Genomic DNA, 25,956 nt, shown 5'->3' on the forward strand with positions numbered 1-25,956 from the left:
TTTTTTCTTAGCTTGAGGATTCCTGAGCATCATTTCTGAAATATTCAGGATTATAATCAAAACATGGATAAAGCCAGCATCAGAAAAAGAATTTTGCCCATTCGAAAGGGGCTCTCCCCAGAAATTGTACATCAGCTTAGCGAAAAGTTACTCGAACAGTTTAAACAGCTCGACCTTTCTAAACTGAAAACCCTCCATATTTTTCTACCAATTAAATCCCAGAATGAACCGGATACTTTTTTGATCATTGATTGGTTGAAGAAACACCATCCAGGCATTCAGATTGTAGTGCCTAGAGCTGATTTTGAAACATCTTTAATGACCCATCACTATTTTGAGGGGCTGGAAGATCTGGAAATAAACGCGTATCATATTCCCGAACCTGCAAAAGCAAAAATTCATACTGGAAAAATCGATATGGTCATCGTTCCTTTGATTGCATTTGATAAGAATGGTTACCGTGTGGGCTACGGGAAAGGATTCTATGATCGGTTTTTACAAGGGATAGCAGCAAAAAAGATCGGTTTGTCACTCCTGGATGAATTGCTGGAGATCGACAATGTCAACGCTCATGATGTGAAGCTGGATCAATGTATCACACCAGAAAAAATATACGTTTTTCCCGTCAGTGGTTAATTCTCCCAATTGTTAGGCTATTTTTTGATTTCCCTTTGTGCTTTAATAAAGTCGCTGACCAGGTATGCGATCGTTTTTGCAGTAGCGGCACTTGCTCTGCCATCTGCCATTTGACTGGCGCCTTCACAAACGTGCATGTAAGCGAACTTCTTTCTGGATTGAAGGATGATCCTTCTGATGTCATTGATCTGGAATCCTGAGGGCGTAAATGCGCTGGAAAGGACATTTTCAATGCAGTCCAGGTCTATTTCCAATCCGGGTTCATTATTTAAGCCTGCAAGTAATGGAGATAGGGCCTCCTGGTGGGTTATTTCCTGCTTTAACAGGTCGTCAAAAAATACCGTATTTATCTTTGGGTTGTTTTCGATTTCAACTAAAATAGCCCTGTTGTTATAGTTCTGGTGTAAACCAAAAATGGCGTAATGTTCTAAGAAACCTTGTTGTATGGCATAGCTGAAGCCATTGCCACTGTGTCTGCCGTGGGTAGGTCGCAAGTCTGCATGCGCATCAATATTCAATACATCCATTGCTTTCTTAAGGCCTTTGGCACATCCTTTCAGAATCGGATAGGCATTATTATGACCGCCACCAATGACAATAGGCGTTTTCCCTGCTTCAATGATCTTTTGAATCACCGGATACACTTGTTCGTCAATTTGTGTCACTGCATTTTCCAGGTTCTGGATTTGATTTTTTGCTGGATCTTCAAAGTCAAAATGGCCCAAAACCATTAATTCATTGCCCGGTAAAAAATCAGTGCTTTGGAGGTTTAATAAAGCTTTAAGTGCTGGTGCCCATGCTGTTGCGGTGCCAGCGATGCCATGATTGGCACGTACGCCAATATCTTCCGGAATTCCCAGCAGGACAAAAGTGGCTGGACTGTCTCTCAATTCCTTCCAGCTACTGAAAATCTGTACCTGTGTTCCAAGTTTGACTTCTCCTTCTCGCTGATGAATCAGTGTAGATATTTCTGCTTTTCCGTATATTTTTAAGGCCTCCATTATCGGATTTTACCGTTAATAATGATCGTTTTTATTTGTGATTGTCCGAAACTATAAGGTAGGAAAGCCAAGGAAGAGATAGGTCTGGTGATGATTAGATTGGCTTTTTTCCCTTTTGTGATGCTGCCGGTTTCCCTGCTTAACTCCATGGCTGCTGCGCCGTTTAAGGTACAAGCATTTATCGCCTCTTCGGGTAGCATTTTCAATTTTATACAACCCAAGGACAGGACGAAATTCATATTGCCAGAAGGGGTGGAGCCGGGATTATAATCACTGGCTAGTGCCACCGGGGCGTTTGCCTGGATTAAGGCGCGAGCATTGGCAAAAGGAATACCTAGATAAAATGAGCAGGAGGGCAATAAGGTGGCGATGGTATTGCCATTCGATAATGCGGCAATTGCTGCTTCATCTGTCGCTTCTAAATGGTCAACAGAAATAGCTTGGTGTTTTACGCCAATTTGAACGCCTCCGGATACGGAAAGCTGATTGGCATGGATCTTTGGTTTGAGGCCATATTTGGCCGCTGCAGTTAGTAATTGATCGGTTTCCTCCACAGAGAAGAAACCTGTCTCACAAAATACGTCCATATAATCGGCCAGCCCCTCGGCTGAGATTTGAGGTAACATCTCGTCGATAATCTGAGAAATATATCCCTGATGGTTGTTTTTATAAGCGATAGGAAAGGCATGGGCGGCTAGAAAACTCGCTTTTATGGGTATTGGAAAGCTTTCTTTTAGCCTGCGTATCACCCGCAGCATTTTCAATTCACTACCGACCGATAATCCATAACCGCTTTTGATCTCCAAGGCAGCGGTGCCCTGCTGGATCATGTCGTTTAAGCGTATTGCTGCAGTTTCAAATAAAGCCTCTTCTGTAGCTTGTTGCATTTTTGCGGCAGAGTTTAAAATACCACCTCCTGCAGCAGCAATCTCCTCATAGCTTTTCCCTGCAATTTTCATCACGAATTCTTCCTCCCTTGGGGCGGCAAAGACGATATGAGAATGCGAGTCACACCAGGAAGGGAGCACATAGCCACCTTCAGCAGAAAGCGTTTCCAGGTCGTTTGGTAATTTTCCTGGAAGCGCATCCATGGTTCCAAAATCACTAATCAGTCCGTTTTCACAAAGGAGCCAGGCATCTTCCAGTGTTGGAAGGTGGCTCATTTCTGGTCCTCTGAGCATAAGTTGCTCTTTAGGATGTAAGCCAACAAGGGTGCCAATATGGGTGATGAGTAAGGAAGCCATGGTTTATGTATTTAAGTGGTTAATTCTAACATCACCGGACAATGGTCAGAGTGAACGGCATCTGCTAAAATAGTCACGTTTTTTAGTCTTTCCAACATCGGTTTACTGGCCAGGTGATAATCGATACGCCAACCCAGGTTCTTTCCTCGGGAACCAGCTCTGAAACTCCACCAGGTATAATGGTGAGGATCTTTGTTGAAATGTCTGAAGGTGTCAATAAAACCGTTTGTCAGGAACATTTCCATCCATTCTCTTTCCTCTGGTAAAAATCCCGAGGAGTTCGCGTTAGATTTCGGATTGTGGATGTCGATAGCCGTATGGCAGATATTGTAATCCCCGGAAATGATCAGATTTGGATGCTCCTTGCGAAGTTCGCCAATGTAATTGTCGAAAAAACGCATGAATTCATACTTTTTAACCTGTCTTTCATCACCACTTGATCCGGATGGCAAATATACGCTCATTAAGGAGAACGTGTCGAAATCGGCTCTAATGATGCGTCCTTCTTTGTCGATCCATTCCTCTCCGCAGCCATAGGCTACATGGTTAGGTTTGATGCGTGTTAAAATGGCCACGCCACTGTATCCTTTTTTCTCTGCCGGAAACCAGTAATGGTGGTATCCAAGCTGCTCTATTAAGGCCAGGATTTCAGGGATTTGAATTGGCAATGCTTTAACTTCTTGTAAGCAGACCATGTCTGCATCTGTGCTCTGTAACCAGCCAATGAAGTTTTTTGTAGTGGCAGAACGTATGCCATTGACGTTATAAGAAATGATTTTCATCAGAATTGCTTTGTTTTTATGCTGAAATGATTGGCTCAGCGTTGTTTTCGTAGGATCAGTTTAAGACGCAGAAGGAAGAGGTTGTTGTGCCTGAAGTTTCATCTCTTTCTCGAGTTTCTTCGCTTCACGACGCTTCAATAAGGTGATGGTCATTTTTACATCAGTTTCAGGGCGATCATTTTTGTCGGTTGCTACGGCTGCAACCATATCAATCAGGTCTATACCTTTCACCACTTCACCATAAACGGTATAATTGCGATCCAGGTGAGGTACGCCACCAATGGTCTTATATACTTCACGCTGATATGTTGGAATTTTTGCTTTTAACCGAGTGGTTTCTAAACGATCAAGGTCCTCATCGTTAAACTTTTTACCTTGAACGAGGTAAAACTGACTCCCACTAGAGGATTTCTCTGGATTGTTGTCGCGGGCAGCGGCCAAAACACCTTTCTTATGAAATAAGCTGTCGCGGAATTCTGCAGGAACATTATAGCCAACACTACCCTCACCTAACATTTGGCCTGGCTTTGCATTTTTTGAATCTGGATCTCCGCCCTGAATCATGAATCCTTTAATCACCCTATGAAATAAAGTGCCGTTAAAAACACCTTTCTTGGTTAGTTTCACAAAGTTATCTCTGTGTAATGGGGTTTCATTATAGAGCATGATAATACATTCTCCCAGGTCAGTTTTTAACCTTACAAATTGATGTTTTGGTTTGGCTGCAAAGGCTGTGCTGAAACATAAGCACAGGATAAGTACGCAGAATTTTTTCATTATATAGTCAAATTTAGGGCTAAGTTAAAGTAAATCTGCTTTATTAAAAGGGCCAGTCGTTTTCTCTCACAATTATGACTAATTTTGGGAAAACATGAAGCTGCAACAAAAACTTACCTTAGGCCTATGTGCATTTTACCTGATCACGATGATCGGGTTTGCATTGAATATGCACTTTTGTGGGGGCAAGCTTTCTGAAGTGCGTTGGATAGAAAATGCAAGTTGCAGCGCATGTAAATCCTCAGCAAAGAAGCAGGAATCCGGTGATTGTTGCAAGGATAAATCAATTGAAGCGAAAATTAAAGACAGTCATCAGGTCGGGGCTAAAGTAAAATTACCTACGGATTTCAGTCTGGAAATGTTGTTTAGCCCGATGATTTCGGAAGTTTTCCGCCAATTGATGCCCATGCTATTTAGTCGCATAGAAAACAAGGCGCCGCCGCTTTCTTCCATTCTTTCCCTTCACGCTTACCATTGCGTATTCAGAAATTAGATCAGGAATAATTTATTTTCCTTACGGCAAGCTTGCTGTGAGGGCTTTGACGCGCTAACATTTCGCCGTCAACGAGTTCATTATTAACACATAAATTATATCCCATGAATACTATTAAAAATCTAATCATACTCTCTATCGTTTTAATCGCAGGTAATGCATCTGCTCAACAAATCACTACTGCCGAACTACAAGTTACCGGTTTAACTTGCTCCATGTGCTCTCAGGCCACGGAAAAATCTTTGAAAACACTGGATTTTGTAGATGCAATTGAGCCGGATTTGAATAAAAACCTATTTGCGATTACTTTCAAAAAAGATAAAGCAGTTAATATTGATCAGATCAGGAAAAAAGTGGAAGATGCTGGGTTCTCTGTAGGAAACTTAACTGCGGTTTTCAATTTTAACAATACTAAAGTAGACGATAAAGGATTGGCAACTGCCGGAACTAATGTTTATCAGTTTTTAAATCAAAAAAGTCAGACGTTAAATGGTCCTGTAACAGCAACAGTAGTCGATAAGAACTTTATTTCTGGTACAGCCTTTAAGAAAAAATCAGCACAGGTTAAATCGGATTCTTATGCCAGTGGCTCAGGCTTAATTAACGGTAAAAAAACACGTATTTATCACTTAAGCATTTAATCGCGGCGCATGAGATTTCTTAAATTTTTATGGTTACCGATCGTTCTTGCGATGGGTACCTCTACTCAGGCGCAGGAATTATATGTGTTTTCGGAGCCTGCCAGCAATATGCCAGCAAAGTCAGTAGGGTTTAGATTAACCAACGAAGGTCGGGTTAAGCCTGATTTCACCATTAGGACAACGCCAGAGCTTATGTTTGGCTTCAACAAGAACCTAATGGTGCATGCGCAGGGATTTTTGTCCAACATGGATGGTCGTTATAAGGCTGAAGGAGCAAGTCTGTACGCCAAATACAGATTCCTGTCAATAGATGATATGAAGCGACATTTTCGCGCTGCGGCATTTGGAAGGATAAGTACCAGCAATAGACATGGGCATTCGCAAGATATTAATTTGGAAGGGGATAATTCCGGGATTCAAGGGGGAGTAATTTTCACTCAGTTACTACATAAACTGGCTTTGTCGAGCACCTTGAGTTATACCAAAGCTTTTGACAATCAGGCTGAAGACATGTTCAATAAACCAAATCAAATGCTGGGTTACAGCCTTTCTTCAGGTTATCTGTTATTGCCTTTCGTTTATAAGAATTATAATCAGCCAAACCTGAACCTTTATTTTGAAGTATTGGGCAAGACTAACCCTGAAAATGGGAGTTCTTATGTGGATCTGGCGCCGGCAGTTCAAATGATCATCAACAGTAGAACACGTATAGATCTTGGCTATAGATTTGAAGTAGCAGGGAATATTGCCAATCGTTATAATAAGAACATGTACATGATCAGGGCGGAGTTTAACTTTTACAATGTACTAAAATAAGTTCCGAAATCTATTTATTATCATAGATCAAGAATATGACTTTTTAATAGTTATATATTTGTGAATCACTTAAATATAAAATTATGAAAAAGGTATTTTTATTGCTGGTTGTACTTTCTATCAGCGTTGCGTCTTTCGCACAAACGAAATGGACCGTCGATCCAATGCACTCTTTTGTGAACTTCTCTATAGGCCACATGGGAATTTCATTTGTAGACGGCTCATTTAATAAATTTGAGGGAACTGTGGAATCTGCTAAACCAGATTTTGTGGATGCTAAAGTTAAATTTACAGTAGATGTAAATAGCATAGATACTCGCGTAGAATCGCGTAATAAACATTTGAAAACAGATGATTTCTTTAATGCGGAGAAGTATCCAACGATGACTTTCGAAAGTACCTCTTTCAAAAAATTAACTGGAAAAAATTACGAGCTGGCAGGCAAATTAACCATTCGTGACATCACTAAGGACGTAAAGTTTAATGTGGTTTTTGGGGGGACGATTACTGATCCAAAAGGAACAACGAAAGCAGGTTTCGCTGCAAATACAACGATTAACCGTTTAGATTATAACATTAAATTTGATCCGACAGGAATGGGAGTTGCTAAAGACGTTAACATTTCTTTAAATCTGGAGCTTGTTCAGGCAAAATAAGGACATTTATAATCATCAGTTGATCATTCTTTAATAGGTAGGGCTTCATCAGGGAACCCGATTTTTGAAACCCTACCTATATTCTTTAGCCCTCCTCCTTTGTTAGGGGCTCTGTTTTTTCATTTATCATCATGACAAACTTATCTCAATTCCGAACTTTCAGTCAACATTTACCTGTTCAGGACTATTTAATGCCCGTTTTATTTATGGGGCATGGCTCTCCAATGAACGGGATCGAAGACAATGAATTCAGCGCAAAGTGGACTGAAATGGCGCAGGATATTCCTGTTCCAACAGCTGTAATTGTGGTTTCCGCACATTGGTTTACCAAAGGGACACACCTTACCGCCATGGACTTTCCCCGCACCATTCATGATTTTGGGGGCTTCCCTCAGGCTCTATTTGATGTGGATTACCCCAGTCCAGGGAGCCCAGAACTGGCTATTGCAGCCAAAAAGCTGATCCATAGTGTAGAAGTTGGTCTAGACCACGATTGGGGCTTAGACCATGGGGCATGGACCGTTTTGAGGCACATGTATCCAGCAGCAAATGTACCTGTGGTACAATTGAGTATTGATTATTCCAAGGATGCCCGGTTCCACTATGACCTTGCAAAAGAGCTTTATGAGCTGCGAAAAAAAGGCGTGCTTATTCTTGGTAGCGGAAATATGGTGCATAACCTGAGGATGATGAGTTGGGAAATGATCAATGGTGGAGGCTATGATTGGGCTTTAGAGATTAATGATGAATTTAAGCGTCTGATTTTAAACAATGAGCATCAGCCATTGCAGGCTTACCAGACGCTTGGAAAGGCTGCAATGCTGGCCATTCCTACACCCGAGCATTACTTACCATTGATGTACACTTTGGGCCTGAAAAACGAGCAGGAATCAGTTTCACTTTTCAATGATAAAGCTGTTGCGGGTTCTTTAACCATGACATCAGTCAGGATTGGTTAGCCTTTTTATAAATCTTCAGCAGGTAATTATTTTGGGTTTACATTAGTTTTTTTAACCACTTGAGGACCCACCCTTTTTTTTCATAGGGGGGATAAATCAGGTTACTCATCTCCAGTTTGGATTGAAAAACAATGGCTCTTTCATGAGAAAAGGTTTTAAATCCATATTGGCCGTGGCAGCTGCCTAATCCGCTTCTATTTACACCCCCAAAAGGCAATTTAGGATTACTGATGTGGATCAAGACATCGTTTACACAGGTTCCTCCGGCGCTGGTGTTTTTGATCACTTGCTGAATCCGTTTTTTATCCTGACTAAAAATGTAAAGCGCTAAAGGTTTATCCATTTTGTTGATTAAAGAAATGGCCTCTTCTATTTTTTTAAAGGTGATAATGGGCAATACCGGGCCAAAAATCTCTTCCTTCATGATGTTTGCATTTTCCGGTAAAGCGGTCAAAATTGTAGGTGTAATGGTTTGTGTAGCATCATCGCCATTTCCGCCAAAAGGAATTTTGGCACCTTTGTCGACGGCATCACTAATCAATGCTTCAATACGGTTGAAATGTTTTTTATTGATGATTTTCGCATAACTATCCAGGTTGAGCTCCCCGCTTTTAGTGTAAAACATCTGATGGACAGCGGATTTATATTTTTCGATAAAAGCCTGCTCAAGGGATTCATGAATTAAGATGTAATCGGGAGCAATGCAGGTTTGACCAGCATTTGTCAGCTTTCCCCAGGCAATTTTTGAAGCAGCAGTATCCAGGTTGGCTGTTTCATCAATCAGTGTTGGCGATTTTCCACCTAGCTCTAGTGTTAAGGAAGTTAGGTTTTTTGCCGCAGCTTCCATAACGATCTTTCCAACAGCTGTACTTCCTGTAAAAAAGATGTGATCAAAGGGCAGGCTCAAGAGGTAAGTGGAGAGCTCGGCATCCCCTTCAAAACAGGAAACTTCGGATTCCTCAAAGCATTTTTCTATGATCCGGCAGATGATGGAGCTGGTTTCAGAACTCAGTTCTGAAGGTTTTAATATGGCGCAATTCCCCGCGGCGATGGCTGAAATTAGTGGCGCCATCAGGAGCTGAAAAGGGTAGTTCCATGGCGAAATAATCAGGCAAACTCCCTTTGGCTCATAATAAATCCTGTTTTTTGCCGTCAGTGCTGTAATCGTTTTTCCTACTTTTACCGGACGCATCCAGTCACTTAAATTCTTGATCGCAAAATCTATTTCCGCGTAAATAAAAATAATTTCAGTGATCGCCGACTCGAACTCGCTTTTCCTTAAGTCACTTTGTAAAGCCGCATAAATTTCTTTTTCATGCGCTTGGATACTACTCTTTAAAGCACTTAATTTATTAATTCGTTGCGTTGCATTGCTGTTTCTAAGCGTATATTTATGCGCCTGCTGTGCTTTAAAAACGGAGTTAATAGTTTGTATCATAAGTGCCAGGTAGGTTATGCTAATAAAAAGGACCTCATTTGAGGTTACTAAATATACAAAATGAAACGATCTTATGCTCAATGTTGCTTTGCAAGGAGATAAATATTGTGGAGGGATCTAACGTAAATATTGAGCCAACTTGCCGGGTAATTAGGTAATCCCGGTCTGAATTACCAAAACAAACAAAATGAAAAGATTATTTACCCTCTTGTTGCTTGCTGGAACTGTCGCTCAGGCACAACAAAATCCGACACTTAGTGTAGAGAAAATCATGCGCGATCAGAAATGGATCGGTGTGGCGCCTACAAACTTCCGCTGGTCAGCCGACAGTAAAAGCCTGTTCTTTGATTGGAACCCTGAAAATAAAGAAAAATCAGAAGGTTACCAGGTACAAGTAGCGTCTTTGAAAAGAGAAAAGTCTGATGAGAAAGCGAAAACGCTGGCTATAGGCACTAACTATATTTACACGGACGATCATTCGATGGGAATCGTTGAGAAAGCAGGCGATCTTTACCTGTATCATCCAAAAACAAAACAGGAGCAAAGATTAACCCGAACCACAGAAAGAGAAATTAATCCTCGTTTTCTGAAGGATGGAACTGTCGTTTTTCAACGTGGCGACAATCTTTTTGCCCTTAATTTGAAGAACAATGAAGTTAGTCAACTGACCAACTTTGTACGGGGAAAAGCAGGGAGTAGCGGGGATAAAAGCAAGCCTACGATTCAGAATACCTGGTTAAAAGATGAACAGACAGATCTTTTTGACATCATTAAGAAAAGAAATAAAGAAGGAAAGCCAACAAGAAACAGGTTTGCTATGGCAACTCCTGACAAAGGGGAGAAAACATTAAGGCCGATTTACCTGGAAGAGAAATTTTTGAGCGGATTAGTGGTCAGTCCGGATGCCAGATATGTGAGCTATAAGCTGATCAGCCCGGCTGTAGGTGCAGTAAATACAATCGTTCCCAATTACATCACGGCTTCCGGTTATACGGAAGATATCGCCGGGAGAACTAAAGTTGGGGAGCCATTGCCAACTTATCAGAATTATATCTACGACCAGCAACGTGATACTGTTTATAGTGTGCATACGGATCAAATCCCAGGGATAAAAGACCTCCCTGACTATGTAAAGGACTACCCTAAACAACTGGCAGAGCGTCAAAAGAAAAACGAAGATCGTCAGGTAAATCTCAGCGGCCCCTATTGGAATGCATCAGGAACGGCAGCATTCATGATCGCCGATGCACAAGATAATAAAGACCTTTGGTTTCTTAAACTGGATGCAGCAACGGGAAACCTGAGCCTTATCGACCGACAAAGAGATGAGGCCTGGATAGGTGGCCCTGGTATTGGCTGGGGAAATGTAGGCTGGGTAGATCAAAATCGCTTTTATTTTCAAAGTGAGGCTTCTGGATACAGTCATTTGTACCTGGCAAATATTGCGACCGGTGCCAAGCAAGAACTGACCTCCGGTAAATGGGAAGTGCAAGGATTGCAACTTTCAAAAGACAAGAAAACCTTCTATATCACCGCAAATAAAGACCATCCTGGCATCACTCATTTCTATAAACTGGATGTAAATGGAGGCCCATTGATACAATTAACCAGTATGAAGGGCGGGAATGAAGTGACGCTTTCTCCGGATGAAAAATGGCTGGCCATCAATTATTCTTACATGAATAAACCATGGGAGCTATATATTCAGCCAAATAAACCAGGTGCAAAAGCCATTCAGGTGACCAGTTCCAGCTCTGAAGAGTTCAAAGCTTATCCATGGAGGGAGCCAGACCTGGTCTCTTTTAAAAACCGTTACGGATCTGATGTATACGCCAGAATTTATCCGGCTAAGAACCCACATCCTAACCGTCCAGCAGTTGTCTTTGTACATGGTGCTGGTTATTTGCAAAATGTGCATTACTGGTGGAGCCAGTATTCAAGAGAGTATATGTTCAATAATATGCTGTCAGACAATGGGTATACGGTGATTGATATCGATTATACCGCAAGTTCTGGTTACGGAAGAGACCATAGAACGGGTATATACAGACATATGGGCGGAAAAGATTTAACAGATCAGGTAGATGGTGTAAAATTGTTGGTAGAGAAATACAACGTAGATCCCAAGCATGTAGGGCTATACGGAGGCTCCTACGGCGGTTTTATTACCCTAATGGCCTTATTCAACGAATCGGATGTTTTTGCCAGTGGAGCCGCTTTAAGGTCGGTTACCGATTGGGCACATTACAACCATGGCTATACTTCAAATATCCTAAATGAACCATTTAATGATGAACTTGCTTATAAACGTAGCTCTCCAATCAATTTTGCAAAGGGTTTAAAAGGTAATTTATTGATGTGTCATGGCATGGTAGACGAGAATGTGCAGTTCCAGGATATCGTTCGGCTCTCGCAACGGTTCATTGAATTGGGGAAAGACAATTGGGAACTCGCTGTTTATCCGGTTGAAGATCATGGATTTGTGGAACCTTCCAGTTGGACGGATGAGTATAAAAGGATCTTTAAATTGTTCGAGACGACTTTGAAAAAGTAAATAGAGGAAAACTAATACTTAATTCATATGTATAGTTTTTCTCTATATGTGTATCAGTATTAAGTATCTGTTATCTCTTGAATTTGGTTGCATTTCAGGGGATATAGCCTTACCTTTGTATCACGAAATTAAAAAATAAAAAACTATGATTAATATAGGTCAACAATTCCCATCATTCTCAAAAACTGCTGTAGTTAGTATCGAAAAAGGTAAAGAATTCGAAACAATTACTTCAGATTCTTTAATCAACGAAAACAACCAGTGGACTTGTATGTTCTGGTGGCCAAAAGATTTTACTTTTGTTTGCCCAACAGAAATTGCTGAATTTAACAACAACTTCAATGAATTCCGTGACCGTGATACTACCTTAATCGGTGCATCTACGGATTCAGAATTCGTTCACGCTGCATGGAGAACTCATCACGATGATTTACGTGATTTGAAATTCCCAATGTTAGCAGATACTTCTAAATCTTTAGCTGAAGCTTTAGATATTTTAGAGCCAAACGAAAAAATCGCTTACCGTGCTACTTTCATCATCGATCCTCAAGGTATCGTTCGTTGGGCAAGTGTAAATGATTTAAGCGTTGGTCGTAACGTTAAAGAAGTGATCAGAGTACTAGATGCTTTGCAAACTGACGAACTTTGCCCATGTAACTGGGAAAAAGGTCAAGAGACTTTAACTGTATAATTTTACTGTTTAATCCTAAGAATCCCTGTAAAATGCATTTTTGCAGGGATTTCTTTTACCCAAAAATTTATTTATCATGACAGCAGCAACAGAAACCATTCAGGAATTATTAGCCGTAGTAGGTCTTGAACCAGATTATAGAAATGAGAGCCTAACGCTTTTAGAAAAAGGTAATTCAAGATACGTACGTGATTTAAAATTAAACTTAAGCAGCACTTTTACCTCAAATCACCTGAGCGACAAAGAATGCGCATTAATCGCATTGAGCATTGCTGTAAATAACAACAATAAAGTATTGACCGATTTCTTTGAGAAATTGGCGATCGCTAAAGAAGCAACTGCAGAAGAGATTGCAGAAGCAGTTGGTTGTGCCTCTCTATTGGCCCTAAATAACGTTTTTTACCGTTTCCGTCACTTCACAGGAAAAGAAAAATATACTCAAATTCCTGCCCGTGTACGCATGCAAATTATGAGCAGCCCGGTTACTGGTAAAGAGTTTTTTGAGCTAATGAGTATTGCCGTTTCTGCCGTTAATGGCTGTGAAATGTGTGTAAATGCACATGAACACTCGATACTTGCTTTAGGCGCTACAGAAGAAAGAGTATTTGATGCGGTACGTATCGCTTCAATCGTTACTTCTGCAGGTAAAGTAATTTACTAATTCCGTTTGTGCTTCGGGGGTATTAGATTACACTTGAAGAATTGTTAAAAAAGAAGCTTGACTACTCATCGGCTGAAACCTTTTGCGCTAAACAGCGCAAAAATTTCAAAGCCGCTTCCTAGCAAAGCTTCTTTTTTTATGCAATAAAGGTTCGGAATGTAGCCCAAGCCAGCGTATTGTAAAGCCTACTTGGAGCCGAAATCTGGAAATACATTGAAATTTGAAAAAGGAAATTGCTAAACCTTGAACAGCGATAAATTGGTAGGAGTATGATGCGAATATATAAAAGCAGAACTAATGCTTTCTAGACATCCCCGAATCTTTGCTTTTCATCAAATATTCGGGGATGAAATTTTAGTTCTGCTTATTAAGGAAATTAAGCCAGGTTCCTACCCGCGTTTACGATACCGTAAACAGTCCTAATCGCCAGTTTTTCTAAAGATTGTTGTTCTTCCTCAGTAAGGTCATGTTGCAATTGTTCTAAAGCATAGTGCTGAATCAATACCAATGGCAGTACAATCTTCTCCCTAACGGAAATAGAGCGCTTCTCTACCGGGTAATTCTCCATCAGGCTCTCATGTCCTGAAAGTTTCAATAAGAGTTCCTTAGAGAGCTTAAATTCGTTGTAAAGCATCGTCCAGAATGCACCATAAGTCTTATCATTGGCAAAGTAGGCCGTAATCGCGAAATCTGTCTTGCTCATAGACATCATGCAATTGTCTACGATTGTTTTAAAATAACCTGATTCCTGATACGTTTTTACCACTTTATCCCAATTTCCAAGGTCTAACTGGCTTTTTAATGCTGTTCCGATACCGTAAAAACCTGGAATGTTTTGTTTCAACTGGCTCCAGGATGTGACAAAGCTAATGGCCCTCAAATCCTCTAATTTCAATGCTTCTCCAGAATTTCTCTTTACCGGTCTGCTGCTGATGGTGATCTTAGACAATAACGTAAGCGGTGAGAACTTCTCCAGGTAGCTTAAGAATAAAGGGTGTTTACGTAAAGCAACGAAGGCATCAAAGCTTTCTGTGGCCATTTCATCCAATAGGTTTTTATGTAATGGATCCAGAAGGATGTTGTGCTTTTCCTTCATACCTGCAGAAATGCCGGCATTGATCAGTTGCTCCATATTGAATTCTGCACTGTCAATAGAACCGTATTGAGAACTGATACTTTGCCCCTGAACGGTAAGTTGAATGTTTTTATTTGCAATCTCTTTCCCCATTGAGGCATAGAAACGGTGTGTTTTACCCCCCCCTCTGGAAGGAGGCCCGCCTCTGCCATCAAAAAAGGCCAGCTGTATGTTATGCTTATCGGCAGTAGTAGTAAGGGCTACTTTCGCATTGAAAATAGACCAATTGGCCATTAAATAACCACCGTCTTTAGTACTGTCGGAGAAGCCCAGCATGATGTGCTGTTTGCCACCTCTCTTTTGTAAGTGTTTTTTGTAAAACGGATGACTATAAAGCGTCTCCATAATGCTTGCTGCGTCTGCTAAGTCATGAACGGTTTCGAAAAGCGGCACAAAATCTATCGTCAGCTCATCTTCTGTCCAGCCATTGTAAAGGAACAGCTCTATCAGTTGTAAAATATCACTTGCTTGTTGACAATTACTAATGATAAACCTGTGGCAGGCCAATGCACCATTTATTTGCTGTATTTGTTTAATCTCAGCAATGGTTTGCAGTGTATCTTCTGTCAAAGCGTTCGGCGCTTCTGTATAGTTTACCTTGGCGCTTTTAAAGATCATTGCATTGATCTTTTCCTGCTCATTTAGCGCTTCATAATTTTCCGGATACAGGGTGGTTAGCGGTTTGCTCTGGCGGCAATATGTATGCACATCCCTGAGCACTCTGCTGTCCTGTCTGATGTCCAGAGAGGCAAAATGACTGCCATACAACTCCATTTTACGGATCAGGTCGGAAACCAGGTCGGAAAATAAGCCATCATGGTCTTCATTAAGCGTAGTTTTAATCTTATTCAGACTTTCAATTACACAGCCTGAAATGTCTTCGGTTGCAATATTTGGACTAAATGCCTGTTGATACAAAGTATCCTGAACTTTCGCAATATTTTCCTCAACACCCCTAAAGGTAATGCGACGTTTCAAGTTTCTAAAGTCCCTGTAATAGCATCTGTAAAGGATCTGGCGCAGCATTTTTGACACCTGAATGGTGGAATCGGTATGCACATTTGGATTTCCGTCACGATCGCCACCTGGCCAGAAACCCAGTTCGATGATCTTTTTGGATTCCAGATTATAATCATTTAAGCTTTTATCAATTTCCGATTGGATGTTGGCCGCAGCAAAATAGAACACGTTTTCAAGGTACCAGGCCAGGCTCAACGCTTCATCAACCGGAGTCGGCGACTTCTTATTAAAGAAAGGCGTTTTACCCAGTTGCTGTAGCAATTGGTTGATGGTAGAAATGTCGTTGGTTTTGATGGCTGTGGTTAGGTCGGTAATGATAGAAAGCACACTTCCAGGATAAAACTGCGTAGGGTGGGCAGTCAGCACCAATCTCAGGGAAAAGTCTTCAATTAGTTTTTCAATTTTTTCGGTTAAGGCCGGGTTGTCGACCCCCTTCTTCAGATAAACGAGTAAAGCACTGTGTTCTTCATCTGCATTTAGTTTATTGAAGGAGGCATCTTCAACAGCATCAAACAATACCACCTGACGTTCGATGTATTGAATGAAGCGGAAAAGTAGATCGATAATGTCTTTCTTAGAATTATTTTGGGTGTACTTTTCAAAAAATGCATTAATGATTCCTGCTGGCGTTTCGTGGTTCTTGACACCATCTTCGCAATACTTAATGAAGAGCGGAAGTAAAGTTCCGGTATCTTTTACTCGGTAGAAGGGAAGGGTTAGGAAAAGGCTGTTATAAAGTTCAAATCTGGAGACAACTTCATTGTTGAATACGGACTCTCTCTGGCCTTTCGCGCGTTGTTTCTGCATCATCTTTATGGTTCATTTTTTCGCGCTTAAGCTAGTAAAAATGATTTGGAAATGCAGAACTGTAGGTAAATTAATTTAATTGCGGTTGTACCCGGAATTGCTTAACTTAGATTTATAGAGGTTATACAAATTCCTTTTAAAGAATTGCTGAATTTGGGCGTATGCGCCTGATCGAAGCGAAATTAATTGTTAATTTTTTGGGATAAAACAGCCGTTAAGATATTCTTAACGGCTGTTTTGTTTTAGTGTAAATCTGCCGGAATGGCAACATTCTTTTTGAATTTCTGAAGATATAGTAGTGGGATGGAGCATAAAAGCACCAATCCTGCCACCCAATAGGCGTCACTATAAGTCAGCAATAAACTTTGCTTCGTAACCGTGCCTTCAATAGCTTTTAAGGCCAGTGTTTTTGCATCCAGGTAATTGTAGCCTTTGGCTATAAAACTTTGAATATAGCCATTGAACCGCTCTGTAAATGCAGGATTATGCTCGTTCACATTAACCAGCAAATTGCTGCGGTGAAAGCCTTGACGAACGTGAATTAAGGTCGTTAAAGCGGCAATACCGAAAGATCCACCCAATTGTCTCATCATGTTGTTCAATCCTGATCCCTGTCCGATTTCAGCACCTTTTAGGTCCTGAATAGCCAATGTAGTAAGCGGTACAAATAATAAGGCCATACCCACTCCTCTAATGATCAGCGGTAGGAAGAAATCTCCGGTTCCCGATTGTAAGGTCGAATTGCTCAACATGGAACAGAAAACGAAGAAAAGGAACATTCCAATGGTAGCCATAAACTGTGCAGGTATGTTCTTCTTGAGCATAATCCCAACAAAAGGCATCATCACAATCGTACATAGCCCACCTGGGAATAGTAACTCTCCTGTCTGAAGTGGCGAAAAGCCCAACAGATTCTGACAAAATACGGGGAATACGAATACGGAACCATATAATCCAAACCCTAAAATGAAGGAGGTAAACATGCCGACAGAAAAACTGCGGTGCCTCATGATTTTAAAGTTCACAATCGGGTGATCCGTACTTAATTCTCTCCAGATGAATAGTAATAAACCCAATACGGAAGCCACCGCCAAAGCGGTAATGTAAGGGGTAGCAAACCAATCTTCACTTTCTCCTTTTTCTAATACCGTTTGTAAACTACCCACTGCTACTGCTAGCAATACAATTCCCCACCAATCTACTGGCATTCCTTTTCCTTCTTTTGGTGTTTCCCTGACAAAGGTGTAGGTACAATAGGCCGCCAAGATCCCGACGGGAATGTTCACGTAAAAAATCAATGGCCAGGAGCTCACTTCCAGTAAATAACCACCGATAGTTGGACCAACAGTAGGGCCTACTACGGCACCAAGCCCAAATAAGGCGGTGGCAATACCGATATCTTCTCTAGGCCAGGTTTCAATTAAGATCGCTTGTGCAGTAGAAATCAATCCACCACCTGCAAGTCCCTGAAGGATACGAAAGGCGATGAGTTCTTCCAGATTAGTCGCATTTCCACAAAGGAAAGATGCGATGGTAAAGAGTACAATGGAAAAAAGGAAATAATTCTTGCGTCCGAAACGACTGCCCAGCCAGCCCGACATAGGCAGCACGATCACATTCGCTACCGCATAACCGGTAGATAACCAGGCGACATCCTCAAGGGTTGCGCCCAGGTTACCCTGTATCTGAGGGATGGCAACGTTCACAATGGTCGTATCAATCAGCTCCAATAAGGAGGCTGTGATTACCGTGAACGTGATCACCCACTTTTTTAAACCTTTCTCGGCCATCTTGTTAGTCTTTTATAGAAACGGAAACTTTTACACTCATTCCAGGACGAAGTTTGGCCAGGATTTCTTTCGGAGCGTTGGTAATTTTGATTTTTACCGGAATACGTTGTACTACTTTTACGAAGTTTCCTGTGGCATTATCCGGAGGAAGAAGAGAACCTTTAGCACCCGTAATTGGGGCGAAATTATACACTTCACCTTCCACCTCTGCATTTGGATATGCATCTACCTCCACTTTTACTTTTAAGCCCGGTTTAATGTCTTGTAATTGCGTTTCTTTGAAGTTTGCCGTTACATAAATGCTGCTGTCATTCACGATAGAAAACAAAGATTGTCCAGCCTGAACCAATTGCCCTTTTTGAACATTCTTTTTAGAAACGATTCCAGTTGCAGGTGCTTTGATTTCAGTATAAGACAGTTGTAATTTCGCGAAGTCTACGTCAGATTGGCGTTGCGTTACCCCAGTATGACTTACTGCCAATTGAGATTCTGTTGTGCCCACCTGTTTAACCGCTGCCGCATATTGGTCGTTTGCAGCTGCAAAAGCAGCTTCAGCAGATTCTTTCTGGGCTTTTGCCTGGTCAAATTGCTGTTGAGTAATTGAACCATCTTTTACCAGATTCGCATAACGCGCGTAATCTTTTTGTGCTAAGGATAATTTTACCCTGGCCGCTTCGATATTTGCTTTTGCAGTGCTGGTATTTGCTGCGGTAGCGGCAATCTGAGCCTGAGATACACCTACACCTGCACTAGCTCCCAGCTGACCTGCCGTTGCTTGTTCCAGCTTCACTTTGTAATCGCTGTCGTCAAGTTTAACCAAAACATCACCTTCTTTGACATGGGTGTTTTCTTCAAAATTGATATCTTTTACGTAACCACCCACACGTGCTACCACCGGACTGATATCGCCATCTATCTGCGCATCATCAGTATCTACATGTTTACTGTAATAGATAAATTCTTTTACGCCAAAAATCCCGCCTATGATGATCAATACTGCCAATATGATCGGGATTACGATATTCTTTTTTTTCTTTTCAGTTTCCATTGGAATTTGTATAAAAGGTTTTTATTGGGAGATTTTCCCTGTTGATTTTAATAAAGTGTAATAGGCTAGTCCGGCATCTGCCTTTGCCAATTCAAGATTGATTTTTGCCTGGTATAAAAGTGTTTCTGCATCAATTCTATCAATGGCAGAAGCGACGTTGTTCTTGTATTTTGAAGCCAGTAATTTGTCGTTTTCTGTAGCCTGTGCGATAGAGGTTTCTAAGACCTTAATCTTATTCACCGACAACTGGTAATTTTGATAGTTTCTGTTTACTTCTGTTTTTACCTGATCAGAAAAAATGTCTTTTTGAAGCTCAATGTCTTTTTGCTGAATTCTAGCGTCGGTTACTTTGTGCTTATTTGTCCAAAGTGTGCCGATATTCCAGGAAACATTCGCCCCTAAAGTCATAGGAACTAAAAACTGATGACTCGCTGGGATAAAGGAGCCCCCTGGGTTGATATAATACAAATCTGCACCGATACCTACCGTAGGTAAAGTATTCGCTTTTACAGATTTAATGTTCACATCAGCTACCTTATTCCTGATGTCAAACTGTTTCAGTTCCTGACGGTTCGCGAAAGCAGCATCCATATAACTGTTTAACGAAGGCAGGCCTTCCAGGTGCTCATTGGGATCCGCTGGCAATAGCTCAGTGTCCTCGTTGATCCCTAACAGTACGTCCAGGTTGTAGTTTAAAATTTTTCGGTTGTTTTCAATCTCCATCTCTGTTAAAGTGACGTTGGCTTGTTGCAACTGGAACCTGAGCACATCATTTTTGGTGACGATACCCTGGCTAAAAAACCTTTCTGCTTGTTTCAGCTGGCCAGCAATGGACTCCAGATTTTGCGCAACCACCTTTTTACTTTGGATGATTTTGTAAAGCGAAAAATAAGTGTTAATCACCGCATAGCTGATCTCCTCCTTATCTTTATCCGCATCTAAGGTGGCCACTTGCGTCAACAGACGAGTGGATTCTTCCGCATACTTCAGCTTTCCACCGCCATAAATCAACTCTTTAATGCTGGCTGTTCCTACAAATGCATCTGCACGTTTTGGCAGATTAATTGGATCAGCACCGCCAATAACCAGTTGATTGGTAGGGATTTCTGCATGAGTGTACAGAAAAGAAGCCTGTGCAGAAGGAAGTTTTGCATCCTTCGCAATACTCAGCTGATTGATGGCCGCATCGATCTTATTTTGCGAGCGCTTGAGGTTCTTGCTGTTTTCAATGCCGAGCTGTATGGCCTCCGATAAGCTCAGGTTTTTGGTGTTTTGCGCGTAAAGCATTCCGGGCAGGAGCAATGCGATGACGCTGAACTTGATTCTATTTATCATTATTGGGAGTTAAATACATGGTGAGTAGGTCTTTTAGATGGTTGATCAGACGCTCAGTAATCACAGCTTTGTCTTCCTCGTTGTTAATGTCAAGGGTGGTGCCATAGGTGATTTTTGCAGGGGAGATGGCCACATTACTAATGGTACCCATTACCGTTGCGATGAGCATCCTGACATCTACAGGGCGGAAACTGCCTTCGTCAATACCAGCTTCGATGATCTTTTCGATCACGATCAAATTGTTTGCCATAGAGTTTTTGACTTTCAAAAACATTTCCGGACGTTGGGAAAGCGTCAGCTCCCGGTGCATCATTTTATGTAAACCCGGGTTGCATAGAATCCGTGTCGCATAGTTCTCAACTACTTTCAGTAATTTTTCCATGTTTGAGAGTTTATCCTGACTGATGCTTAGCAGTTGATCATTGAAACCGAAGATCCTTTGGGACATGATTTCCATAAAAACCCCTTCTTTGGAGCCAAAGTAATAGTTGATCATGGACATGTTTGCCCCTGATTCTTTAGCGATTTGACGGGTAGAAGTACCTTCATAACCCAATTCTGTAAACAATCGCTCCGCGGCGTCCAGAATGTCAGCCTTTTTATCTGCTTTTTCCATTTGTAAATTTGACGCATCAAAATTAATCAATCGATTGATTAGTTGTAGATGCAAAGTCGAACCGCAACCTTAATTGACAAATCAATGACAATTTTTACCTAGATAGGAGACCCATACTTCTATCAATGCTACTTCCTATTTTGAAATAAATCAATATCTTTGGGGCCTAAGTATATTAAAAATGACTAACGAAGAAAATAACAACAGTTTTGATTGGGTATATTATGTTTTAGGCCTGTTTTTCGGGACTTTAACTGCAGCAATAATTTCAGGCGCATTCTTATGGTCTGTTTTAGGTGGAATCATCGGTTTCATTTTCTCAGCAATATTCCTAAACGGATTGGTTAAAGGCCGCGAATACTAGAATTTTAATACTTTTTATTTCCTATGAAAAGAATCGGCTTTATTGCAATGTTAGCACTCTACGCTACATTTTCTCAAGCACAGGAATATAAATTGCCAGCACTAGACCCTAGTCCGGCGGATATTCTTTACTATCCCTTAAATGTGGCCAAAGCTAAAGATGATGCAAGTCCGGTGGTAAAGGTGGTGTATTCCAGACCCGGTAAAAAAGGACGCGATATTTTCGGTGTGCTTGAACAGTTTGGTAAGGTTTGGCGATTGGGAGCCAATGAAGCGACAGAAATTAAGTTCTTTAAGAACGTGGTGATTGACGGTAAAAAGATAAAAAAAGGAAGTTATAGTTTATTTGCGATTCCTGAAAAGGATAAATGGACCATGATTCTCAATAAGCAAACGGATCGCTGGGGTGCCTATACCTATAACGAAGCACAAGATGTTCTTCGGATAGAAGTACCAGTTAAGCTCATGGAAAAGCCCATCGAGACTTTATCTATGACTTTTGTTCCGCAGCCTGAAGGTGCTAATCTGGTTGTTGCCTGGGATAAGACGGCCGTTGAATTGCCGATTATATTCAAATAAACAAGCTATTATATACGAAAATGCCGGATCATCATTTGATCGGGCATTTTTTGTTTAACGATTTTTGATAGGCCAGACTTAAACCGACCAGGTTCTATTAACTTTCCTTAATATGGAGTCTTTTTCTTCTAAGAAAGCTATCCAGATAAGCAAAAGCCAATAATAAATCTACGAAAAGGAATACCTTGATAAAGGTTGGTGTCACATATTTAGTAAAGTTCAGTTGTCCGCTTGACAAGAAGTTGTCTAACTTGAAAGGCTGAAGGTTAAAATTGCTATTGGCCACAACATAGCCTACAATACCTAGCATGGCAAGGATAAAAAAGGCCGAAATACTATAAATAATTCGCTTGTCAGTCCTGGTCTTCAGCGATACAGGGGCAATTTCTAGTTTCACCTGCTCCATCACATTCCGCGTAAAAGACATTGACGGTTCTTCCAGATCCATCCCGCTCATCTCTGCATTGATTTCCAGTAGCTCCTCATATAAGGAACGGTAAACCGGATCAGCGGCAATCTTAGCTTCCACAATCAGTCGCTGGTCAGCATCGCTGTTGCCATCAATATAATCCCAGATTTCTTCTTCTATAGTGATCATAATAACTCCTTTACTTCGTCTTTTAACAAATATTGTAATTTCTCTTTTAATCGAATTCTTGCCCGGTGTAATTTTACTTTCACCGTATTGCTTTCCATATTGAGGGTCTTTCCGATCTCCTCCAGGCTTTGTTCAGCCTGATAAAATAAGGTGATGATACTGGCATCATCCGCAGATAATAACGCGATGGCCTGGTTCAGGTATACATAACCGGATTTTTTTTCTATCAGATCTGCATTGAAATCAGAACTGTGATTTTCCAGTTGAAGGATACTGCCTTCGTCGTCGATGGACTGTACATCCAGTCGCTTTTTACGTAAAAAGCTCATAGAAGTGGTATAGGTAATGGTATATAGCCAGGTGGAAAACTTTGCCGTCTGTTTATAGGTACCCAGAGCCTTATATGCTTTTACGAAACAATCCTGTGCAATCTCTTCTGCATCTTCCCTGCTTTTGGAAAAGCGCATGGCCAATGTAAATACAAAGCGCTGATGACGTTTTACCAGTTCGGAATAAACCGCGGTATTGCCCGACAGGACTTCAGTAATTAAATCGATATCCGATTGCTTATGCTGCATATTTTTGTAGACGCGCGTCTTTTTTAGAGAGTTTAAGAGGTAATTAGGTTCTTTGAGGTTAAATCAGGTCTTTTTGCTTATCTAACCAGTTCTTCTCGACAGCATAAGAAATAATCAGGCCTAATCCTCCAAAAATACTCAGACAGCCAAAGTAAACGGCTACACCCTCTTCATCATCAATACCTGTAGCTCTTACGGTAAACAAGGCAACCAATAATCCTATTCCTAATCCAACTAATAATAAACCGAATTTTAAACTTAGAAAAGGTGTTGGTGCACTAGTTCTTGGTCTGGCCAGGCCTGGCTCCATGCCACGCTCAATCATAGCCATTTTTTCTTTATTAGACATATACCTCAAGCCAAAAACAAGGGCGGTGGTACAAATGAAAAGCGTGATAGGTACTAAAATCTCTGGTCCCATTTTATTTAAATTTAATTGTTAATATTCTGTTCTGTAAGCTATGACCACATGAAAATGAAAGAGGTTACAGTCGAATGAAAAAAAAGAGGAGATGAAAGATATATACCTTGAAAGAAAGGATTAATGGGGTAAAAAGTGTAAAGCCGGAACATTCCGACTTTACAACTGAGGTTTTGGGATTATGGCTACGGTTAAACGGCTAACACAGTTCATCTTACCCTTATCATTGTATATTTTGATTTCCCAAACATGGGTCTTTGCACCGATGTGTAAGGGCTTACAAATGCCAGTCACCAATCCACTTTTGACTGGTCTTAAATGATTGGCGTTGATTTCAAGGCCTACAGGTATGTGTTTTTCCGGATTGATACACATATAAGAGGCAATGCTGCCCAAGGTTTCTGCAAGAACCACAGAAGCACCGCCATGCAGAATTCCTGCTGGCTGATGCGTGCGCTCATCTACCGGCATAGTGGCCGCTAAAAAATCAGTCCCAACTTCCGTAAACTGAATGTCCAGTAATGCTCCTAAATGATTTTTTGGGCGATCATTTAAACCCTCGGGTGTAAATTCTGAAAACCACATTATAAATACCTTTCTTCAATAATACCGATGTGGTGCACCAGATGTCCGGCAATGACAAATAATAATGCTCTAACGGTGATTTGACGCTCTGAAGCGGTGCCACTGCGGTCTAGTTCATGCTCATTTAAAGAGTTGAATAAGTACATGTTAGCTTTTCTTAATAAGGCAAATTCTTCAGATAGACTCAATAGGCTGCGGTCTGAAAAATGGGCATTGCTCACATAATCATCTTCATCAAACCCGGGTAAAGCATGTTGTTCAGCACGGGCAAAACAAGTTAAACGATAAACCAGAATTCGTTCTGTATCTACAATATGTCCTGCCATCTCTTTGATGGTCCATTTTCCAGGAGCATAGGCATAATCTGCCTTCTCTACTAAATTATTGAGGTAATCAGGGAAATCAGTTGCCTGTTTTTCTAAAATATCCAGGATATCATCACCTGAAATTTTGCTGATGTAAGTCTCCGCCCAGGCGGGATACTCATGTGCTTGAGGTCGGTTCATAAGTTATACTGCTTTTTAAAATGATTCGAAAAGTGGTCCCTTTTTCCAGCTCTGATTCTTTCACAAAAATCTGTCCGTTATGATAGTTCTCTATTATTCTTTTAGTGAGGGATAAACCAAGACCCCAACCGCGTTTCCGAGTGGTATAACCGGGCTGGAATACCGCGTCGAATTTCGATCTGGCGATACCTCTTCCGGTATCTGTTACATCGATAAATACCTCTTCTTTAGCTAAGTTTTCAATGATGTTGATCGTGATGGTACCTTCATTTTCAATCGCATTGGCAGCATTTTTCAATAAATTTTCAATTACCCAATCAAACAAGGGGACGTTCAGCAAAGCCCGAACCTGGTCATCACCAGTAATTTTAAAAATGATCTTATCCGAAGTTCGCAGTTTAAAATAGGCGACGAAATTATAGATCACAGTATAAACCACATGGTCCTCCACAATGGGTTTAGAGCCGATCTTAGAAAACCTGTCGGTAATGACCTCTAATCTTTTGATGTCGTTTTCCATTTCGGCAATCAGCGGATCGTCCTCCGCATTGAAGCGGGATTTCATCAACTCTACCCAGGCCATAAGGGAAGAAATTGGTGTGCCTAATTGATGCGCAGTTTCCTTGGCCATACCTACCCAAACCTGATCCTGTTCGGCTTTCCTTGCCGAACTAAAGGCCACATAAGCAGTGAGCAGGAACAATCCAATTACAGCCAATTGAATGTATGGAAAATACCGCAACTGGGTTAAAGTAGGGGAGTCTTTGTAGTAAATATACCAGCGGGTATCGTCAAGGCCAATAATGGGTGTTGGCGGATGCTGCTTTTTCATGATATTCAACTCCCGGAGAAAATAATTGGGATCATAAGTTTTCCCGTCATTTTTCTGGAAGTCATAATTGGTTTTCGTAGAATCCAGGCCATTATAGGAAAGGATGGTTCCCTCGCTATTGATGATCATGATGGGTAATTTGGTATTCGTTCTGATGATGTCAATCAGGTCAGTCGTATTTTCATCGTCATACATGGCCAGTGCTTTTTCGGTCACTTTCACATAGAGCTGAAACTGCATCCGTTCTTCACGTTCCATCTTTTTAACAAAGAAATCACTGTACAACACAGAAGCAGTACCGATCACGATGGCAAAAAACAGTAAGAAGAATTTCCAGCGGCGCTTTTTTTCGTATGGATTCATATTTATCCTGGCAAATTACAAATTACGATTC

At 41.1% G+C, this 25,956-nt stretch carries 27 protein-coding genes; 11 read left to right on the forward strand and 16 right to left on the reverse strand.

What is annotated here, in order from left to right; all coding sequences use genetic code 11:
• Positions 1 to 63: 63 nt before the first annotated feature.
• Positions 64 to 636, forward strand: a complete 573-nt coding sequence (locus GM920_RS14890; RefSeq protein ID WP_182958861.1) for a 5-formyltetrahydrofolate cyclo-ligase — start codon at positions 64 to 66, stop codon at positions 634 to 636.
• A 17-nt stretch (positions 637 to 653) separates the two neighbouring features.
• Here GM920_RS14890 and GM920_RS14895 read toward each other — a convergent pair whose 3' ends face one another.
• The 4 genes from GM920_RS14895 to GM920_RS14910 are packed head-to-tail and all read right to left on the reverse strand — an operon-like array spanning position 654 to position 4,440.
• A complete protein-coding gene (locus GM920_RS14895) occupies positions 654 to 1,637 on the reverse strand; it encodes a formimidoylglutamase (protein ID WP_182958863.1) in 984 nt (327 codons plus the stop codon).
• Complete coding sequence (hutI, locus tag GM920_RS14900) at positions 1,637 to 2,881, reverse strand: imidazolonepropionase (RefSeq protein ID WP_182958865.1); 1,245 nt, start codon at positions 2,879 to 2,881, stop codon at positions 1,637 to 1,639. Before hutI ends, GM920_RS14895 begins: the two co-directional genes overlap by 1 nt.
• Before the next feature lie 11 nt (positions 2,882 to 2,892).
• A complete protein-coding gene (locus tag GM920_RS14905) occupies positions 2,893 to 3,663 on the reverse strand; it encodes an exodeoxyribonuclease III (RefSeq protein WP_182958867.1) in 771 nt (256 codons plus the stop codon).
• A gap of 60 nt (positions 3,664 to 3,723) precedes the next feature.
• Positions 3,724 to 4,440: a peptidylprolyl isomerase gene (locus GM920_RS14910; protein WP_182958870.1), complete on the reverse strand. Its 717-nt coding sequence runs from the start codon at positions 4,438 to 4,440 to the stop codon at positions 3,724 to 3,726.
• Positions 4,441 to 4,534: 94 nt separating this feature from the next.
• Between GM920_RS14910 and GM920_RS14915 the strand changes: the two genes are divergently transcribed.
• From GM920_RS14915 to ygiD, 5 genes are all read left to right on the forward strand, one after another.
• Positions 4,535 to 4,933: an HYC_CC_PP family protein gene (locus GM920_RS14915; RefSeq protein WP_182958872.1), complete on the forward strand. Its 399-nt coding sequence runs from the start codon at positions 4,535 to 4,537 to the stop codon at positions 4,931 to 4,933.
• Between the two features lie 104 nt (positions 4,934 to 5,037).
• Complete coding sequence (locus GM920_RS14920; RefSeq protein WP_182958875.1) at positions 5,038 to 5,574, forward strand: heavy-metal-associated domain-containing protein; 537 nt, start codon at positions 5,038 to 5,040, stop codon at positions 5,572 to 5,574.
• Between the two features lie 9 nt (positions 5,575 to 5,583).
• Entirely contained in the window at positions 5,584 to 6,390 is an 807-nt protein-coding gene (locus GM920_RS14925; RefSeq protein WP_182958878.1) for a hypothetical protein, read from the forward strand.
• Positions 6,391 to 6,473: 83 nt separating this feature from the next.
• Entirely contained in the window at positions 6,474 to 7,046 is a 573-nt protein-coding gene (locus GM920_RS14930) for a YceI family protein (protein ID WP_182958880.1), read from the forward strand.
• Between the two features lie 131 nt (positions 7,047 to 7,177).
• Complete coding sequence (gene ygiD, locus GM920_RS14935) at positions 7,178 to 8,005, forward strand: 4,5-DOPA-extradiol-dioxygenase (RefSeq protein WP_182958883.1); 828 nt, start codon at positions 7,178 to 7,180, stop codon at positions 8,003 to 8,005.
• A 37-nt stretch (positions 8,006 to 8,042) separates the two neighbouring features.
• Here ygiD and GM920_RS14940 read toward each other — a convergent pair whose 3' ends face one another.
• The gene (locus GM920_RS14940; RefSeq protein ID WP_182958885.1) at positions 8,043 to 9,443 is read right to left on the reverse strand and encodes an aldehyde dehydrogenase family protein; all 1,401 of its coding nucleotides are present in this window, start codon (positions 9,441 to 9,443) and stop codon (positions 8,043 to 8,045) included.
• A gap of 187 nt (positions 9,444 to 9,630) precedes the next feature.
• Here GM920_RS14940 and GM920_RS14945 point away from each other — a divergent pair, with 187 nt between their 5' ends.
• The 3 genes from GM920_RS14945 to GM920_RS14955 all read left to right on the forward strand — a co-directional run bounded on the left by GM920_RS14945 (position 9,631) and on the right by GM920_RS14955 (position 13,349).
• Positions 9,631 to 11,997 (forward strand): S9 family peptidase, encoded by a 2,367-nt coding sequence (locus tag GM920_RS14945; protein WP_182958888.1) that lies wholly within the window; start codon positions 9,631 to 9,633, stop codon positions 11,995 to 11,997.
• A gap of 145 nt (positions 11,998 to 12,142) precedes the next feature.
• Entirely contained in the window at positions 12,143 to 12,688 is a 546-nt protein-coding gene (locus GM920_RS14950; RefSeq protein ID WP_062546387.1) for a peroxiredoxin, read from the forward strand.
• A gap of 76 nt (positions 12,689 to 12,764) precedes the next feature.
• On the forward strand, positions 12,765 to 13,349 hold the full coding sequence (locus GM920_RS14955; RefSeq protein ID WP_182958892.1) for a carboxymuconolactone decarboxylase family protein: 585 nt from the start codon (positions 12,765 to 12,767) through the stop codon (positions 13,347 to 13,349).
• A gap of 376 nt (positions 13,350 to 13,725) precedes the next feature.
• Here GM920_RS14955 and GM920_RS14960 read toward each other — a convergent pair whose 3' ends face one another.
• The 5 genes from GM920_RS14960 to GM920_RS14980 form a co-directional block, all read right to left on the reverse strand.
• Positions 13,726 to 16,314, reverse strand: coding sequence for a phosphoenolpyruvate carboxylase (locus GM920_RS14960; protein ID WP_182958895.1), 2,589 nt, complete (start codon positions 16,312 to 16,314; stop codon positions 13,726 to 13,728).
• A 239-nt stretch (positions 16,315 to 16,553) separates the two neighbouring features.
• Positions 16,554 to 18,101 (reverse strand): DHA2 family efflux MFS transporter permease subunit, encoded by a 1,548-nt coding sequence (locus tag GM920_RS14965; protein ID WP_182958898.1) that lies wholly within the window; start codon positions 18,099 to 18,101, stop codon positions 16,554 to 16,556.
• A 4-nt stretch (positions 18,102 to 18,105) separates the two neighbouring features.
• Positions 18,106 to 19,149 (reverse strand): HlyD family secretion protein, encoded by a 1,044-nt coding sequence (locus tag GM920_RS14970; protein WP_182958900.1) that lies wholly within the window; start codon positions 19,147 to 19,149, stop codon positions 18,106 to 18,108.
• Between the two features lie 21 nt (positions 19,150 to 19,170).
• Positions 19,171 to 20,484 carry a TolC family protein gene (locus GM920_RS14975; RefSeq protein ID WP_182958902.1) on the reverse strand — a complete coding sequence of 438 codons (1,314 nt, stop codon included), beginning with the start codon at positions 20,482 to 20,484 and terminating at the stop codon, positions 19,171 to 19,173.
• Complete coding sequence (locus GM920_RS14980; RefSeq protein WP_182958905.1) at positions 20,474 to 21,100, reverse strand: TetR/AcrR family transcriptional regulator; 627 nt, start codon at positions 21,098 to 21,100, stop codon at positions 20,474 to 20,476. The genes GM920_RS14975 and GM920_RS14980 overlap by 11 nt, the downstream gene beginning before the upstream one ends.
• A gap of 181 nt (positions 21,101 to 21,281) precedes the next feature.
• Between GM920_RS14980 and GM920_RS14985 the strand changes: the two genes are divergently transcribed.
• Positions 21,282 to 21,464 (forward strand): hypothetical protein, encoded by a 183-nt coding sequence (locus GM920_RS14985; RefSeq protein WP_182958908.1) that lies wholly within the window; start codon positions 21,282 to 21,284, stop codon positions 21,462 to 21,464.
• Between the two features lie 23 nt (positions 21,465 to 21,487).
• Positions 21,488 to 22,042 carry a DUF2911 domain-containing protein gene (locus GM920_RS14990; RefSeq protein ID WP_182958910.1) on the forward strand — a complete coding sequence of 185 codons (555 nt, stop codon included), beginning with the start codon at positions 21,488 to 21,490 and terminating at the stop codon, positions 22,040 to 22,042.
• A gap of 97 nt (positions 22,043 to 22,139) precedes the next feature.
• Here the strand turns inward: GM920_RS14990 and GM920_RS14995 are convergent, their stop codons facing one another.
• From GM920_RS14995 to GM920_RS15020, 6 genes are all read right to left on the reverse strand, one after another.
• A complete protein-coding gene (locus tag GM920_RS14995) occupies positions 22,140 to 22,640 on the reverse strand; it encodes an anti-sigma factor family protein (RefSeq protein WP_182958913.1) in 501 nt (166 codons plus the stop codon).
• Positions 22,637 to 23,218 (reverse strand): RNA polymerase sigma factor, encoded by a 582-nt coding sequence (locus GM920_RS15000; protein WP_182958916.1) that lies wholly within the window; start codon positions 23,216 to 23,218, stop codon positions 22,637 to 22,639. The genes GM920_RS14995 and GM920_RS15000 overlap by 4 nt, the downstream gene beginning before the upstream one ends.
• Before the next feature lie 58 nt (positions 23,219 to 23,276).
• Positions 23,277 to 23,639, reverse strand: a complete 363-nt coding sequence (locus GM920_RS15005; RefSeq protein WP_235964540.1) for a DUF6249 domain-containing protein — start codon at positions 23,637 to 23,639, stop codon at positions 23,277 to 23,279.
• A gap of 159 nt (positions 23,640 to 23,798) precedes the next feature.
• Complete coding sequence (locus tag GM920_RS15010; RefSeq protein WP_182958918.1) at positions 23,799 to 24,224, reverse strand: hotdog fold thioesterase; 426 nt, start codon at positions 24,222 to 24,224, stop codon at positions 23,799 to 23,801.
• Positions 24,224 to 24,730, reverse strand: a complete 507-nt coding sequence (locus GM920_RS15015) for a DinB family protein (protein ID WP_182958921.1) — start codon at positions 24,728 to 24,730, stop codon at positions 24,224 to 24,226. The genes GM920_RS15010 and GM920_RS15015 overlap by 1 nt, the downstream gene beginning before the upstream one ends.
• Entirely contained in the window at positions 24,708 to 25,925 is a 1,218-nt protein-coding gene (locus GM920_RS15020; RefSeq protein ID WP_182958923.1) for a sensor histidine kinase, read from the reverse strand. Before GM920_RS15020 ends, GM920_RS15015 begins: the two co-directional genes overlap by 23 nt.
• Positions 25,926 to 25,956: the final 31 nt, after the last annotated feature.

It is taken from the genome of Pedobacter gandavensis (assembly GCF_014172405.1).
Taxonomy (GTDB): domain Bacteria; phylum Bacteroidota; class Bacteroidia; order Sphingobacteriales; family Sphingobacteriaceae; genus Pedobacter; species Pedobacter gandavensis.